Raw genomic sequence first — 14,673 nt, 5'->3', positions numbered from 1 at the left:
TAATCCAAACAGAAAAGCGACCCTCAAGGGCCGCTTCAAATTTCTCTTATTTCACTTCTTGTTTATAAAATTCTTTCAAGGCATCTTGCCAAGTTGGAATAACGAATCCTGTAGCTTTCGCTTTTGCCAAACTCATTGTTGAGTTCAGTGGACGTTTCGCTTTAGCTGGGAATTGGCTAGAATCCACTGGTTTCACTTCTACATCCGTATCTTTGAGGATTTCAACTGCAAAGTCATACCAAGTTGTATCTTCTTTCGCATCGTTAGACAAGTGGTAATAACCATATTCTTTACGATTTTCAGCCAAATAAGTCATGAACTCAGCAAGAGTACGTGTCCAGGTTGGACGACCATGTTGGTCGTTGACGACTGTAAGTGTTTTGTGAGTCTTCGCAAGATTTTGCATGGTGAAGACAAAGTTCTTACCGTAGTTCCCGAAGACCCAAGCTGTACGGATGATATAGAAGTTCGAAACATGCTTCTCAACCAATTCTTCTCCCATACGTTTGGTACGACCGTACTCTGTTTGAGGATCTGGTTGATCGTCTACTTCCCATTCTTGTCCTACCGGCTTATTCCCATCAAACACGTAGTCTGTTGAGATATATACCAAGGTTGCTTTATGATTTTCAGATGCTTTTGCTACATTTTCCGTACCAGTCACGTTGATGGCGTAGTCCAATTCTTTCCCTTCATCTTCTGCCGCATCGACAGCTGTATAAGCAGCACAGTGATAAACCAAGGTTGGTTTTACTTCCGCAAATACCTCGTCTACTTTTTCTGCATTTGTGATGTCCATTTCAGCTACATCAACAGCTACATATTCTTCATTTCGTTCATCCAACAAATGGCGAAGCTCTGTCCCAAGTTGTCCATTTGCTCCTGTAATTAAAATCATGTTAATTTCCTTTCAAATGCTTTTTCCCTATCATTATAGCAAAAAAAGCAGAAGTTTTCTGCTTTTTAGGATGGGAATTACTCCTTATTTTTTGAATACTTCTGTTTAAAAATGAAGAACACTAGTATCCAAGAGATCCATTCTATCATGAAACCAAGATACTGTATAAATGTCTTGTGATAAGAAACTTTTACATGACCAGAATTTCGAATAGATAAATAAATTTTACCATCATTTAAAACTTTTTCTGAGACAGTTGGTTTCCGATCTTTTTTATTTTCTTTTAATTCTGATTCGGTAAAAGCACGCTGTTTCAACACAGGTTGAGAACCTTCTGCACCCTTAGAATATTCTGCGCGATATCCTTTGTACCATATCATTGGTATAGAAATAGTTGTTTCTTTTTTATCATCAGGAACCTCTATATCGAATTCTAAAAGATTGTACCTCTTTTTAATAGTTGATATTTTTACATCCTTACCTGTTTGAAATTCAGTAAATTGAGGCAAGCGTACATCTCGATTGTTAATATCAAGATTATAATATTCATCACCTACAGGATCAATATATTTTGATTTGTCCCCTCTATATACTGATTTCAGTAATTTTTCATTCTTTTTATTATCATCCCGCATCTGTTTATAGTTTTTTGAAGAGCTATCAAATTGAGGGACCACATGATTGAAATAGAAAGTTATACTCAAGATGCATAAGACAATAGAGAAAAATCCATTTCTATTTGTAACAGCAAGAAAGAACAGGAACAAGAGGGGAATGAAAAACAATAGACGCCCTGAATACTGCATACTCCCTAAAAAACTGTATTTCAATATGGAATTCCATGGCAGAAGACTCGTTGCAGAGAAATATAAGATCCAACAAGTCCAAAATATGGTTTTACTTAAACTTCCTAGACGGCGATAGAATAAGATTACCATCATACTCGCATAGAATAGGCCATCTCGTACGAATTGATGGATCGGCCACTCTAATGGGGTGAAAGGTTTATAAAAACCATATCGATCTGCTTGAAATGGAAAAGGAACCAAAAAGGTATCTTTCACATTGACAGGAAAATTTCTCGCTGTCCATGTGAAGAAAAATTTTTGTGATGAAACCTGTTCCAGATATTGAAAAATGTATCCTGCCGACAAACATAAGGCAAACAAGATAGAAAATATAAAAGAGATAATCTTTTCCAGTGTGATCCTTTTATAATTTAAACATAAAAATACCGCAGAAAAAATTGCTAATATGATCGTTGATAAAATATGGGTTTGAATTAAAAGCGCTACTACAATCCCTAAATAGAGAGGATTCTTTTTGTTTAAGTAGAGCACTCGATAAATAGAATAAATAAGAATTGGGACAAGTGGCACTACCATGGTCATTCCAAAACCAAATAAGGTGTAATAACAAGGAATGGTCAAGGCCACTACTATACCAGTCACCTTATTTTTTACTATTTTTGAAATAACAATATAACTTGTTAGGCTTGTACCAAGAGTGATCAAAAATGCAAATATAGAATAAGCAAGATTTCCATCGTTGGTCATCATATAAACGATGGCTGACGGATAGAACTGCCAATTTCCATAAAACATAGGAGAAGCGTATCCCGTACCGAATGCAAATAAAAAATTCAGATTGGGGAGTAAATCCCAATGCTCAATGGACTCTGCTAAGCCGACAATGCGGGATAAATGGAAGACATAGTCATATGAGCGACTTTGAAAATTGATCAGATTGAAAGATACAAATGTAAAAATGAGCGCATAGGAAGTTAGTAATAGAAAGACCAACTTATTGCTGATTTGGTTGAAAACATCTATAAGCCGGTCAATATGACTGCGGATCCCTTTTACCATATCCAACTGATTGATCTTATCGAGGAGCCGATCCATTCCCTCGTAAAATCTATCTATCTTTTGCTTAGCAGCAAGACTCATACTTAGGATATTCTTCATTCTTCACTTTTCTCTTTGATAACATAGATTGGACGTTTCTTGGTTTCCATGAAGATCTTACCGATATATTTCCCTAAAATCCCAATGGTCAATAATTGGAACCCTCCCAGGAAAAGAATCACTGTCATAAGGGATGGCCAACCTGAAGTAGGATCCCCAAAGACCAAGGTGCGGATTACAATCAAAATCATCATGATAAAAGCCAAAATCCAAGATAACAGTCCACCAATAAAGGCAATGTTTAATGGGGCATCCGAGAAATTGACAATCCCTTCAATCGAGTACTTAAAGAGAGACCAAAAATTCCAAGACGTCTCTCCTGCTACGCGCTCTACATTTTTATATTCAAGGTATTCTGTCTCGAATCCTACCCAAGCAAAAATTCCTTTTGAGAAACGATTGTACTCAGATAACTCCATGATAGCATCGACCATAGGGCGACGCATCAAACGGAAATCCCGCGCTCCGTCCACCATTTCCACTTGACTAATATGATTGATCAATTTATAAAACATCCGTGCAAAGAAAGAGCGAATCGGTGGTTCCCCATCACGGGTTACGCGTCTCGTTCCGACACAGTCTAGATCTGGTTGTTCCTCCAACTTCTGCTTCATTTCGATCAATAATTCCGGAGGATCCTGCAGATCCACATCCATGACGGTTACAAATTCACCACTAGCACGCTCAAGTCCAGCATACAGCGCCGCCTCTTTCCCGAAATTTCGAGAAAAAGAAAGGTAGTGCACACTTGAATCTGTAACATGTAGCTTTCGAAGAACAGATAGTGTACCATCTGAAGAGCCATCATTTATAAAAATATATTCAAACTTTTCTCCCATCTTCATCCGAACGCGTTCCATCTCTCTATAAAACAATGGAATCGATTCTTCTTCGTTAAAACATGGGACTACAACTGATATGGTCATCTCTTACTCCTTGACTTATTCACTTTCTATTGTAACAAAAAACTAGGGTTTCCCCTAGTAATAACTTATTTTAGTCTTTTAATTAAACTGCAGCATATAAAACAGAGATGGTTTGTAGTAATGTTAGAGATAAAATAATGAGACTACTTTGTACTACAAAATGATCAGAGAACTTTTGTTCATCTGGAACTCTTTGCTTAAATAAACTACAAATAACTGGTAGACAAAGAGCAACAACACCCAAATAATATCGGCCTTGAACTCCTAAAACTTCAAAATTTCCAACTGGTGTCCAGGTCAGATACAAGGTCAAAGAAATTAAACCAATAATTGCAAGAGAAACCAAACTTGCCCCTACTACTGATACTTTTGGAAGTTTGATCTTCCCAAAATTTGAAAAAGTAATCAAGCTATAAAGAGCATAAATTGGAATAAGGACTTCTGACATCGACAAATCTAACCAACCAAAGGTGTAGAGTTGATTCAAATGACTGACTGATAATAGCATCTCCTTCAAAATCACTGGAAGATACCAATGAGGTTTCGAAATGATACTAATCACCTGAGACTTCACATCCGCTCCATCTAGTTTAAAGTTCTCAATTCGAACTTGCTGGGTAAGAACATACCAAAAAATCGTAAATAGAAAGACTGCAGCAATCAAAGCGAGAGAAACGAGATAGTAGTTTTTACATTGCGTTTTCTTTTTCGGTATAAATAGCAATAATCCTACAAGCAAGACATAAGGAAGCTTCATTGTTACAAGGATCACGCAAAGGAAATCATAAAGCAATAAATCCTTAATTTTAACCACTTTTTCATCATCCGTTACATAGTTCAAAAATAATCCAATAATGATGTAGGTTAAACCTAAGGCTACACTATCTTGATTATAAGAAGCAGCTAGAACCAGATTCATTGGAAACATCGCTACCATTGTCATCAACTGCTTCGCTTTCCCACTTAATTTAATAGCAATAAGAGCTAAAATACAGTAAGCAATGACATTAAAAATTCGACCAAGATAATAGGAGACTCCTACACTCAAATTCAAAAACTTTCCAATCCCAAATCCAAGAGCCTGAGGGATATAACCAATAAACCAATATGAGTTGGTTGCCCTGTAATCCGTTTCTTTCCCAAACTTCACTTGTTTGGTCGTCTGCCCTTCTTCAAATAAAGAAGATTTGGTAAATGGTTTTTTGAAATTCTTATAAACATCAAAGTAATCTTCCGTAATATGGATGTTTTTATTTCCCATATTGACGTTGCCTTCCACAATATGAATCGTTCTTGAAAGGTGAACTTGTTCATCGGGCGTATTCAAAACGGGTGTAATAAAAGCAAAGGACAGACCACCAATGAGCATCGCAAGGAAGGTCCCAACATTCTTCTTCGGTAAAAGAAAAATGAAAAAAGCCAATACAACAAATAACGCTACACCAATTTTAGGAAAATCTACTAAGCGCTTTGTATAAATCACTGCAATACAAAAGGCCAAAACTGCGAAAGCTACTAAATACTTTTTATTTCGCTCATAACTATCAAGAAAATATCCCATCAGTTTCTCCTACTTATTCGAATTTTGACTCTTCACATATTGTCTCATCAACAACTTGGCCATCCATTTAGGCCAGAAGAGTTGGTACATGTATAGATCTTCTTTACTACGCGTATTGTCTGCAATGGTTTTTGATGTTTCAGACTCTCCATGGATACGGTGGCACATGAGTTTGTCAGATACATAAGCAAAACGACCTTTGTACTCGCTGATCTTATACCATGCGTACCAATCCAAACTCACTCTCATTCCTTCATCAAAATAGAAATTCTTCAAATTTTCACGATTATAGGTGACAGCTGGACAACAAATCGGATTCCCAAAAGCCATTACACGGTTTCGCCAAAAGTGACTAGCAGGAAAAAGATTCATGGTTTTTAACATCAAGGTTTTGATCTTCAGATTTGTATTCGCAGGAATCTTATGGCCATCTTTTTCTTCAAAATAATCAGAATACCCAATCAACACATCTTGATTTTTTTCCATCTTAGCCAAAACTTTCTCAGCATAGTCCGGCTCATAATAATCATCCTGATGGGCGATGGTAGCATACTTCGTCTCTGCAAAAGACATGGCATTGTTCCAATCCTTACCAATCCCACCACCTTGCTTGGTGTAAAATGGAATAGCATAACGCTGACAAAGTTCCTTGATCGAATCCAGTGGTGTTGAACTGTAACAGATAATCTGTGATTGGAGAGTTTGATTCTTCAAGGATTGAATACAAGCTTCCAAGTATTCGCTCTCACCATAAGCACAAATCACCCACGTATGTTGTTGATTAATGAGCATAGTCCTTCCTTTCTATTTTTCTTGCAATAAAATAAGCAAGTAAACTTCCACTAAAATAAACAGACATCACGATGAAAAAGCTTAAAGACGCACCTAGAAGTCCCATTTTTTGTACCAAATCATTATTTGTCAATTTGGAAGCTATAAACATGAATAAATACACAGGCAATAGATACGTTTGTTTTCGAATAACCGTCATGATATCCCCAAAAACAATCCCAATAGAATACAGAATTCCAGAAAAAACAAGGATGGCTAGGGTAGTACTATGCTGGTTTAAAGGTAAACCAAAAACAAGACTTAATATCGGCGTCCCGATCAAATAAGCTAGCACAGTTAATACCAAGCCGACACCCAAAACAATGACAAACATCTTCGCAATGATGGCATCAAATTTTTTCAATTCTTTATTCTTCCATAAGATCGCTAATTGCGTTGTTAAGGGTCTAAGAATTAAAATAAAGAGACTCATAAAAAACACAGGCATAAACAAAATATTAAAGTCCCGTTGTGTCCCTGCAATAAAGTGTCCCAGTCTAATTTCAGAGTCAATCGCGATTCTAGGCTCATTGAAAATATAAGCTAGTAAAAATCCACTAATGAAGAGAGGAATACAATTCTTTAAAATAGTGATCGCATCAAATAGGTCTCTTTTGAGATTTTTTACTGAGAAATCAATTGTTTCAAATTCTTTTGATTTTACATAATCATAACAAAATACAAAGATAAAGTTTAAAACAACTAAGTAAAGCAATGATTGTGTTAATGACTTTGTAATAAGCAAAAATGCCAACAAAAGAATCGTGCTGAAAGAATACCGAATGGTCATTGATTTGCCAGCGATATCTAATCGTTCGTGACGTTGAAACAATCCTTGGAAAAGATCTGAAATTGCCTCACACATACGAAATAGAACGTACAAGCCAATAATCGCAATTTTTGAACTCTCATGTAGATCAATTCCTGAAACAAAAAGGTAAGGAAAAAAGATCGCCATCATGAGTAGGAGAGAGAGACATCTGGCAATACTGTAACTGGTAAAGGAGTGTCTAAAGAGAACATCTGTCCCTTGGTAGCTTCGAACTTGAAACATGCCTACTACTACTAGAATCGCAGCAATCCCATAGGCAAGACTAAAAGAATCTGCTTCCATTGGCGAGGTCATGCGTGTAACGATCAATGTAAATAGTACAGATGATCCAGCAAATGCCAAATTCCCTAACAGATTCCAAAAATACACCTTCTCCGTTGAAACAGGTTGATTATTCTTCATGCTCTTTTACCTGTAATGCAATCTTCTGAGACAATTGTCGAATTTGAACGGATTGTTTTGAGGTAATCCGAGTTAAAGAGAAGTTTAAATAGACAAGTAAACAGAATCCTAAGAAAAAGATTAGATTGCTTGGAACTTGAATTCCTAACATTTTTGATACCTGTCCAATCAAATTAGGAAACCAAATGACTGGCAACGAGACGATACAAAGAATAAGCCAAGAGATGACATTTCTCATTTCAACAAGCTTCTTTGCAACTAGGCGTAGAATATAAAGCATAAAAACAATTACAATAATGGTCAACCAAATATTTAGCATTTTATTTCTTATATCCTCCACCAATTCTAGCCAATAACATTGCCATAGTCACTTTAATCATATAGTAAACAGATTTGCTTAATGTGATAGATGATTCCCCGTGCTCTCGTTCGTTCATTAATACAGGCACTTCTGCAACTGAATAGCCTGAGGTTAACAGGGACACAATCGTCTCTGGTTCTGGATAATCACTTGGATATTGCTTGGCGAATTCCTCAATTACTTTTCGGTCAGCAACTCGTAAACCAGAAGTTGGATCTGTTACCTTTTGACCCGTCAAAACCTTGATTAATTTTTCAAAAAATGAAATTCCAATCCGTCGCGCGAAGGAGGATTGGAAACCTTGATTTTCAATGAAACGAGAGCCAATCACCATGTTCACATTCTTCTCTTGAAGGACTTGAAGCATCTTTCTGATAAATTCAGGATTATGCTGACCATCTCCATCCACTTGAACAGCATATTGATAGCCATTTTTAACTGCATATTGATAACCAGTCTGAACAGCACCACCAATTCCTAAATTAATCGGTAAATCGATAACGTTAAAGTTGTTATTGCGACAAATTTCAAGTGTATGATCTGTAGAACAATCATTGATAATGACATAATCAAATTCAGGTGTATGTTCTTCAATCATCTTGATTGTTTTTTCAATATTTCCACTCTCATTATAAGCAGGAATAATGATCAGTAATTCTGAATTTCTCAATCCTATGTTTTCCCTTCTAAGCATATCACTTCATTATACAATAATCAGTGCATATTTTCTACTTTATACTGTCCCCTCCCCCTTTTCATGGTATAATAGAGTGAATCGATGACGGAAGGACACCTTATGTTAAAGCTGGGAATTATTGGTACGAGTTGGATTTCACATGAATTTATTACAGCTGCTCATCAGACAGGCCACTATCACTTGCAGGCTGTGTATTCGAGAAAGATGAAGACTGCTCAAGAGTTTTGTGAGCCTTATGGAGCGATCTCTTGCTACACGGATTTCATCGACTTTTTAGACAGTGAGCTGGATGTGGTCTACATTGCCAGCCCCAATTCTCTTCATTTCGCTCAGGCCAAGCTTGCTATTTTAGCAAAAAAGCATGTCATCATTGAAAAACCGGCTGTGACCAAGCCTTCTGAATGGAAGGAACTGGTCAAGCTTGCTAATGAGCACCAGGTCTATCTCTTTGAAGCTGCCAGAAATTACCAAGAAGCAGCCTTTCAAGTAGTTAAAAACTTCCTCTCTAACCAGGAAATACTGGGCGCCAACTTCACCTTTGCCAAATATTCTTCTAAATTGCCGGCCCTTCTTGCAGGTGAGATGCCCAATATTTTCTCAGATATCTATGCAGGTGGAGCTTTGATGGATCTGGGTGTCTACTGCCTCTACTTGGCGATTGGCTTCTTTGGAGAACCGATCTCCAGTCACTACACCGCTCAGCAATTACCCAATTCGGTTGATCTTTATGGTCAAGGTGTCTTGATTTACCCAGATTTTCAGGTTGCTATTCAGGCAGGGAAAAATATCACCAGCCATCTACCTGCTGAAATCTACACCAAGACTGGAACACTAACTCTCAATGCTGTAGCAGCCATCAACCAAGCCCGCTTCGTCAGCTATTCCGGAGAGGTCATCGACCTTCCGATCCAGCCCTGCCCACACCAAATGCAAGAAGAGGCGGAAGCCTTTGCCCTTGCCATCGCTCATCAAAAGCCGTCTGCTTATCTTGAGTGGTTACAAACGGCTGAGCAGGTCCATGAAACCCTCTACCAGATGCGTCAAAGCGCTGGAATACAATTTAAGGATGAAAAAGAATGAAAGAACAATTTCCACAAAGCTGGAAAGACCAGTTAGAAACACTCGGATTTGATACATTCACTGAAATTCAGGAACAGATCTTCTCCCCAATTTATGAAGGAGAAAATGTCCTCGGGATCAGTCCTACTGGAACGGGTAAGACACTCGCCTACCTCTTTCCGAGCTTGCTCAAACTCAAACCGAAGAAGGCCCAACAACTCTTGATTTTAGCTCCTAATACAGAGTTAGCAGGACAAATTTTTGATGTCACCAAACAATGGGCAGAGCCTCTCGGTCTCCAGACACAACTCTTCCTTTCAGGATCTAGTCAAAAACGGCAAATCGAACGCCTCAAAAAAGGACCCGAAATCCTGGTTGGGACGCCTGGTCGGATCTTTGAACTGATCAAGCTGAAAAAGATCAAAATGATGAATGTGGAAACTATCATTTTAGATGAATTCGACCAATTACTGAGCGATTCTCAGTACCACTTCGTCGACAAGATCAGCCACTATGCTCCCCGTGACCACCAATATATCTACATGAGCGCTACAGCCAAGGTCGATCCAGACCAGCTAGAGGAAAATACTCTTCGTGTTACGGTTGATGGAGTTTCTTTGGACAATATCCAACATTTTTATATGCAAGTGGATAAGCGGGACAAGGTCGAATTGCTCCGCAAACTCGCCTACGTCGAAGATTTTCGTGGTCTGGCTTTTTTCAATAGCCTGTCTGATCTGGGTAGTGCTGAAGAAAAACTACAATACCGTGGTGTTGAGGCCGTATCGCTCGCAAGCGATGTCAATGTAAAATACCGCAAGGTCATTCTGGAACGCTTCAAAGACCATCAGCTGACCCTCTTACTTGCCACCGATTTAGTCGCTCGTGGAATCGATATTGAACATCTTGAGTGTGTGATTAACTACGATATTCCTCGTGATGTGGAGACCTATACCCACCGTGCCGGTCGAACAGGACGAATGGGGCGTGAGGGCTATGTAATCACCTTTATCACCCACCCAGAAGAACTCAAATCCTTAAAAAAATACGCTTCTGTACGTGAACTGGTTTTAAAAAATTCAGAACTCTTTTTAAACGAATAAGAAAATCCTCTGCTAGTGAATGAACTGCAGAGGATTTTTACGTTAATTTCCATTGTAATAAATGCGATGACTTTCAAGTTGATAATCCAACAATTCATCCACCGTTACAAAGGTATAGCCTTGTGATTTGAGGTAGTCAAGGACGGTCGGTAGAGCGTCAATCGTGGTTTGATGGATATCATGCATGAGGATAATCGAACCCGGTTTGACTTCTTTTTTCACTTCATTGAGAATAGCCGTCGTATTATGCGTCTTCCAATCTAGGCTATCCACATCCCACATGATGAAGGATTGGTCGACACCGTATTGGATAGCGTTATTGATAGCTCCATACGGAGGACGGGTAATCTTGGTCTGCACACCTGTCGCTTTTTGAATAGCTTCTTGGGTATCCAAGATTTCTTTTTTAGCATTATCCAAGCTCAATTTTGGCAATTGAGGGTGATCCCAGGTATGGTTCCCGATTTGATGACCTTCTTTGCGGACTTGCTTAGCAATATCCGGATTCGCACTGACATTTTTTCCGACCATAAAGAAGGTAGCTTTGGCATTGTATTTCTTTAAGATGGCCAGCGCCTGAGGAGTCGTGGTTGGATCTGGTCCATCATCAAAGGTCAGGGCAATCATCTTACGGTGGCGTTCTTCTATATAGGATTCGTAAGAAGCTAGATCATCAGGAAGCAAGCGCTCTGTATCAATCACGTCATAGAATTTAGACAAGGGAACAGTGAAGGTATCGTCTCCTTTAACCTTGGTTGGAAATGGAATGGTGAAATTTCCTTTTTCATATTGGAATTCCCATTGGCTCAAATCCAACTCTGAGAAGTGGGCAACCATTTGATCAATGCTTTCCTCGTCCAGCTGACGAAAGGCTAGATTTCCCTGTAATTCCTCCAAAAAGATCTGCTTGGCTCCATCTGGATCCGCAAAGACCTGGCTGAGGGTCAGACGGTTACTGTCATCATCCAAGTAAAAGAGGGGCAACTTCACCGTCTCATCTTTGATGAATTTCCCTTTTTTGTATTGGTATTCAGACCGTTTAATCTGGATAGGGTGATAGCCGACAAAAGGCGCTTCTGCTTCTTCACTATGGTAGAAGGTCAAATGCTTTGGCTCTTTGGTTTTCTCATCGGATCCTAGACGCTGAAGGTCTTCTTGGATCTTCTCTTTCACAATCTCAACAGGCTGTCCATCTTTAGTAGGATAATAAGCTGTCACATAAGAAGTTCCTAAAATCCCTTCCTGAACTTGAACATCTTTCCCTTTTTCAGAGCTTTTCTCGAGTTGTGTGACCTTATCAAACTGATCTTGATAGGCCTTTTGTTCACGAACCCTTTGAATCTTTTGATAGCCGATATACAAAAGACTCAGTAAAAGGAGATTTGTAATGATTAATAAAATAGTTTTCGTGTGTTTGAATCTCATAACTTTATTATAGCAAATTTCTCTCGAAAAAACATTCCTTTTTTGTAAATGGTTTCATAAAAAGAGGGCGACTGTCGTCGCCGACAGCGGCCCTTATTTTTAATCCCTCTTATTTTTCGCGAATGACTTCTACTTTATATCCATCCGGATCTACAACGAAATAGTAATTCGGTTTCGTTCCTGGAAGACCTTTTGGTTCCGTCACTTCATAGCCTTTAGCCTTGTGTTCCGCATTCAAACCTTCTAGATCAGGAGTACTCAAGGCGACATGAGCATAGCCATCTCCGATGACATATGGACCATGATCATAATTGTAAGTCAATTCCAACTCATAGTCATCTCCAGGCAAGGCCAAATAAACAATCGTGAACTTGTAGTCTGGAAAATCTTTCCGACGTTTTTCTTCAAAACCAAAAGCATCTTGGTAAAAAGCGATTGATTTTTCTAAGTTTTCCACACGAAGGCAAGTGTGCAACATTTTTGAACTCATAGGTTTTCCTCTTTTCTATTTTTTAAAGATTATGAACGATTTTTTTTACGACTTTCCGTCTTAATGGATAATTTCACTTCAAAGATGGTCCCTTTTGGTTTATTATCTTTGACTTGAATGGTCCCTTTAAAGGCTTCTACAATCTGCTTAGCGAGGGATAACCCCAAACCAAAACCACCTTTCTGACGGGTTCTGGCCTTGTCGACCCGGTAAAAACGATCAAATATCCGTTTCTTATCCTCATCTCGAATCCCTGGACCATTATCCAGTACCCTCAAAAGAAGATTTTTGTCCTTCAACTGGACTTCAAACTGGATCTCACCATCTTCATCGGTGTACTTCAAGGCATTGTCATAAAGAATGGTCATCAATTGCTTGAGGAGCGTTCTATCAGAACAAATGACTCTGTCCACCTGATTGTCTCCTTGGAAGAGTTTGCCATTTTCTTCCGCAATGATCTCAAAATTGGAGAAGGTCTGATCAAAAAAGCTTGGTTCGATCTCTTCCATCTCTGGCTTCAAGCCATCATCTCTTCGGGCGATATTGAGAAGGTTGGTGGTCAAGAGCTTCATATTTCGAACTTCATCCAAGCTAGATGCAATGCTCTCGCTTGACTCCATAATAGTCGCTTCGGGCTTTCTAAAAAGCGTTTCGAGGCGATTTTGAAGGACTGCTAGAGGCGTCCGTAACTCATGGGAAGCATTTTCCACGAATGCCTTTTGCTTTTGCATACTCTCAAGTAGGGGCTTAACACTGAGACGTGCTAGGAAGAGACTAGCGAATAAGGAGATTCCCCAGAAGCAAATCATGACGAGTGCGATCTGGCTCTCGTGCTCCTCACTGGTCTGTTCTAGCTGACTGATATTGGTCATGACAACCGCATACTTGACGTCGCTATCTCCGTCATCAGACAAGCCCAAATCCGTCATGTAAGCCCGGTAACTTTCTTTTTTCCCGTAACTATTTGTGATTTGGAGTTGGGAAACCTTGTTAAGCAATTTACGACCAAAAGTTACGGTTTTGAAGTTTAAAAACCCACTTCCCGTTGTTAAGTTTTGATATTTTTTGTTCAGTAGAACAACAGTGGTATTGGAAGTAACGTCACCTTTTGGTTCCGATTTATCAGGATTAGGCATCATCATCTCATGCTCATCACCCTCTTTGGAATTAGACTGTTTCTGATCCCGGTTGGCAATAGCTATAATGGAATAAGGATCCTGACTCAAGGTCTTGAGATTCTCATCGACCGTTGTATAGAGACTCGAGCGCATAACCTGAATAATAATTAAGGTCATGGCTGAGAATATCAAGGTGAAGAGACCAAAATATCGGATGAAGTAAGAAAAGTCATCTTCTCCGACTGTTTTCTTAATCCTTGTTAGCATCTTTTAAGATATACCCCACACTGCGTAATGTTTGCAAGCTCTCAACAAAATCAGTACCTTTTAATTTCTTACGAATTTTTGAAACATAGACCTCAACAACAGAGATGGTTGTGTCACTATCAAAGCCCCAAAGACGATCGAAGATCTGTGTCTTTGGAAGGATGACATTTTGGTTTTGAAGGAAGTAGACCAAGAGATCAAATTCCTTCCCAAGAAGTTCCACTTCTTTCCCATCCACATAAGTCGAATTGGTAGATAAATTGACCTTCAAATTGCCATAATTAAGGGTGTTTTCATTGACCTTTCCTGAGCGCTTCAAGAGGGCTTGAATCCGCATCTTGAGCTCTTCTAGGTAGAAAGGCTTGGTGAGGTAATCGTCTGCCCCTAGCTCAAAGCCGTGTCCTTTGTCATCCAGACTTTCTTTGGCTGTCATGATCAGAACAGGGGTTGTCACGCCTTTTTCACGCAATTCTTTCAAGACATGGAAACCGTCTTTTTCAGGAAGCATCAGGTCCAGCAAAATCAAATCATAGATCCCGCTTTCTGCTTCGTAAAGACCTTCTTCTCCGTCAAAGACCTGCATGACATCCGCAAAATCATCTAAAAAATCAAATACTGAATTTGATAAACCAAGGTCATCTTCGACCAATAGAATTTTAATCATCGTCGTATCCTCTTCTCTTTCGTGAGTGAGTCTTTCTAATCTATTCTTAACCATTATAACACGACTTGCCTT

14 protein-coding genes are annotated in these 14,673 nt (G+C 38.9%); 2 read left to right on the top strand and 12 right to left on the bottom strand.

Going from position 1 to position 14,673, the window contains the following annotated elements; all coding sequences use genetic code 11:
- Positions 1–46: 46 nt before the first annotated feature.
- From rfbD to ACESR9_RS02845, 8 genes are all read right to left on the bottom strand, one after another.
- Positions 47–898, bottom strand: coding sequence for a dTDP-4-dehydrorhamnose reductase (gene rfbD, locus ACESR9_RS02880; protein ID WP_373105462.1), 852 nt, complete (start codon positions 896–898; stop codon positions 47–49).
- 77 nt (positions 899–975) lie between these two features.
- Entirely contained in the window at positions 976–2,865 is a 1,890-nt protein-coding gene (locus ACESR9_RS02875; RefSeq protein ID WP_373105460.1) for a putative glycosyltransferase family protein, read from the bottom strand.
- Complete coding sequence (locus ACESR9_RS02870; RefSeq protein ID WP_347111956.1) at positions 2,862–3,791, bottom strand: glycosyltransferase family 2 protein; 930 nt, start codon at positions 3,789–3,791, stop codon at positions 2,862–2,864. The genes ACESR9_RS02875 and ACESR9_RS02870 overlap by 4 nt, the downstream gene beginning before the upstream one ends.
- 82 nt (positions 3,792–3,873) lie before the next feature.
- Positions 3,874–5,352: a DUF2142 domain-containing protein gene (locus tag ACESR9_RS02865; protein WP_373105458.1), complete on the bottom strand. Its 1,479-nt coding sequence runs from the start codon at positions 5,350–5,352 to the stop codon at positions 3,874–3,876.
- Positions 5,353–5,361: 9 nt separating this feature from the next.
- A complete protein-coding gene (locus ACESR9_RS02860) occupies positions 5,362–6,138 on the bottom strand; it encodes a glycosyltransferase family 2 protein (protein WP_373105544.1) in 777 nt (258 codons plus the stop codon).
- Positions 6,134–7,417, bottom strand: a complete 1,284-nt coding sequence (locus ACESR9_RS02855) for a lipopolysaccharide biosynthesis protein (protein ID WP_049490918.1) — start codon at positions 7,415–7,417, stop codon at positions 6,134–6,136. The genes ACESR9_RS02860 and ACESR9_RS02855 overlap by 5 nt, the downstream gene beginning before the upstream one ends.
- Positions 7,407–7,736, bottom strand: a complete 330-nt coding sequence (locus tag ACESR9_RS02850) for a DUF2304 domain-containing protein (RefSeq protein WP_070673901.1) — start codon at positions 7,734–7,736, stop codon at positions 7,407–7,409. Before ACESR9_RS02850 ends, ACESR9_RS02855 begins: the two co-directional genes overlap by 11 nt.
- A gap of 1 nt (position 7,737) precedes the next feature.
- Positions 7,738–8,472, bottom strand: coding sequence for a glycosyltransferase family 2 protein (locus tag ACESR9_RS02845; protein ID WP_070673900.1), 735 nt, complete (start codon positions 8,470–8,472; stop codon positions 7,738–7,740).
- A gap of 102 nt (positions 8,473–8,574) precedes the next feature.
- Between ACESR9_RS02845 and ACESR9_RS02840 the strand changes: the two genes are divergently transcribed.
- Together ACESR9_RS02840 and ACESR9_RS02835 are read left to right on the top strand one after the other, a co-directional pair.
- On the top strand, positions 8,575–9,555 hold the full coding sequence (locus tag ACESR9_RS02840) for a Gfo/Idh/MocA family protein (RefSeq protein WP_373105456.1): 981 nt from the start codon (positions 8,575–8,577) through the stop codon (positions 9,553–9,555).
- Positions 9,552–10,637 (top strand): DEAD/DEAH box helicase, encoded by a 1,086-nt coding sequence (locus tag ACESR9_RS02835; RefSeq protein WP_373105454.1) that lies wholly within the window; start codon positions 9,552–9,554, stop codon positions 10,635–10,637. The genes ACESR9_RS02840 and ACESR9_RS02835 overlap by 4 nt, the downstream gene beginning before the upstream one ends.
- A 42-nt stretch (positions 10,638–10,679) precedes the next feature.
- Here ACESR9_RS02835 and ACESR9_RS02830 read toward each other — a convergent pair whose 3' ends face one another.
- From ACESR9_RS02830 to ACESR9_RS02815, 4 genes are all read right to left on the bottom strand, one after another.
- Positions 10,680–12,062: a polysaccharide deacetylase family protein gene (locus ACESR9_RS02830; protein WP_373105452.1), complete on the bottom strand. Its 1,383-nt coding sequence runs from the start codon at positions 12,060–12,062 to the stop codon at positions 10,680–10,682.
- A gap of 109 nt (positions 12,063–12,171) precedes the next feature.
- Complete coding sequence (gene gloA / locus ACESR9_RS02825) at positions 12,172–12,552, bottom strand: lactoylglutathione lyase (protein ID WP_003003384.1); 381 nt, start codon at positions 12,550–12,552, stop codon at positions 12,172–12,174.
- A 29-nt stretch (positions 12,553–12,581) separates the two neighbouring features.
- Positions 12,582–13,937 carry a sensor histidine kinase gene (locus ACESR9_RS02820; protein ID WP_373105449.1) on the bottom strand — a complete coding sequence of 452 codons (1,356 nt, stop codon included), beginning with the start codon at positions 13,935–13,937 and terminating at the stop codon, positions 12,582–12,584.
- Positions 13,921–14,601 (bottom strand): response regulator transcription factor, encoded by a 681-nt coding sequence (locus ACESR9_RS02815; protein WP_373105446.1) that lies wholly within the window; start codon positions 14,599–14,601, stop codon positions 13,921–13,923. Before ACESR9_RS02815 ends, ACESR9_RS02820 begins: the two co-directional genes overlap by 17 nt.
- Positions 14,602–14,673 lie beyond the last annotated feature (72 nt).

Origin of the sequence: Streptococcus parasanguinis (assembly GCF_964238605.1) — a bacterium.
In the GTDB taxonomy this organism is placed as follows: Bacteria; Bacillota; Bacilli; order Lactobacillales; family Streptococcaceae; genus Streptococcus; species Streptococcus parasanguinis_AJ.
This window is presented reverse-complemented; position numbering and strand designations above follow the sequence as displayed.

What these genes read in the sequence shown, in the direction of transcription:
- ACESR9_RS02830 (WP_373105452.1), bottom strand. Translation starts at nt 12,062, where the DNA reads ATGAGATTCAAACACACGAAAACTATTTTATTAATCATTACAAATCTC.
- rfbD (WP_373105462.1), bottom strand. Translation starts at nt 898, where the DNA reads ATGATTTTAATTACAGGAGCAAATGGACAACTTGGGACAGAGCTTCGC.
- ACESR9_RS02820 (WP_373105449.1), bottom strand. Translation starts at nt 13,937, where the DNA reads ATGCTAACAAGGATTAAGAAAACAGTCGGAGAAGATGACTTTTCTTAC.
- ACESR9_RS02815 (WP_373105446.1), bottom strand. Translation starts at nt 14,601, where the DNA reads ATGATTAAAATTCTATTGGTCGAAGATGACCTTGGTTTATCAAATTCA.
- ACESR9_RS02835 (WP_373105454.1), top strand. Translation starts at nt 9,552, where the DNA reads ATGAAAGAACAATTTCCACAAAGCTGGAAAGACCAGTTAGAAACACTC.
- gloA (WP_003003384.1), bottom strand. Translation starts at nt 12,552, where the DNA reads ATGAGTTCAAAAATGTTGCACACTTGCCTTCGTGTGGAAAACTTAGAA.
- ACESR9_RS02850 (WP_070673901.1), bottom strand. Translation starts at nt 7,736, where the DNA reads ATGCTAAATATTTGGTTGACCATTATTGTAATTGTTTTTATGCTTTAT.
- ACESR9_RS02865 (WP_373105458.1), bottom strand. Translation starts at nt 5,352, where the DNA reads ATGGGATATTTTCTTGATAGTTATGAGCGAAATAAAAAGTATTTAGTA.
- ACESR9_RS02840 (WP_373105456.1), top strand. Translation starts at nt 8,575, where the DNA reads ATGTTAAAGCTGGGAATTATTGGTACGAGTTGGATTTCACATGAATTT.
- ACESR9_RS02855 (WP_049490918.1), bottom strand. Translation starts at nt 7,417, where the DNA reads ATGAAGAATAATCAACCTGTTTCAACGGAGAAGGTGTATTTTTGGAAT.
- ACESR9_RS02875 (WP_373105460.1), bottom strand. Translation starts at nt 2,865, where the DNA reads ATGAAGAATATCCTAAGTATGAGTCTTGCTGCTAAGCAAAAGATAGAT.
- ACESR9_RS02845 (WP_070673900.1), bottom strand. Translation starts at nt 8,472, where the DNA reads ATGCTTAGAAGGGAAAACATAGGATTGAGAAATTCAGAATTACTGATC.
- ACESR9_RS02870 (WP_347111956.1), bottom strand. Translation starts at nt 3,791, where the DNA reads ATGACCATATCAGTTGTAGTCCCATGTTTTAACGAAGAAGAATCGATT.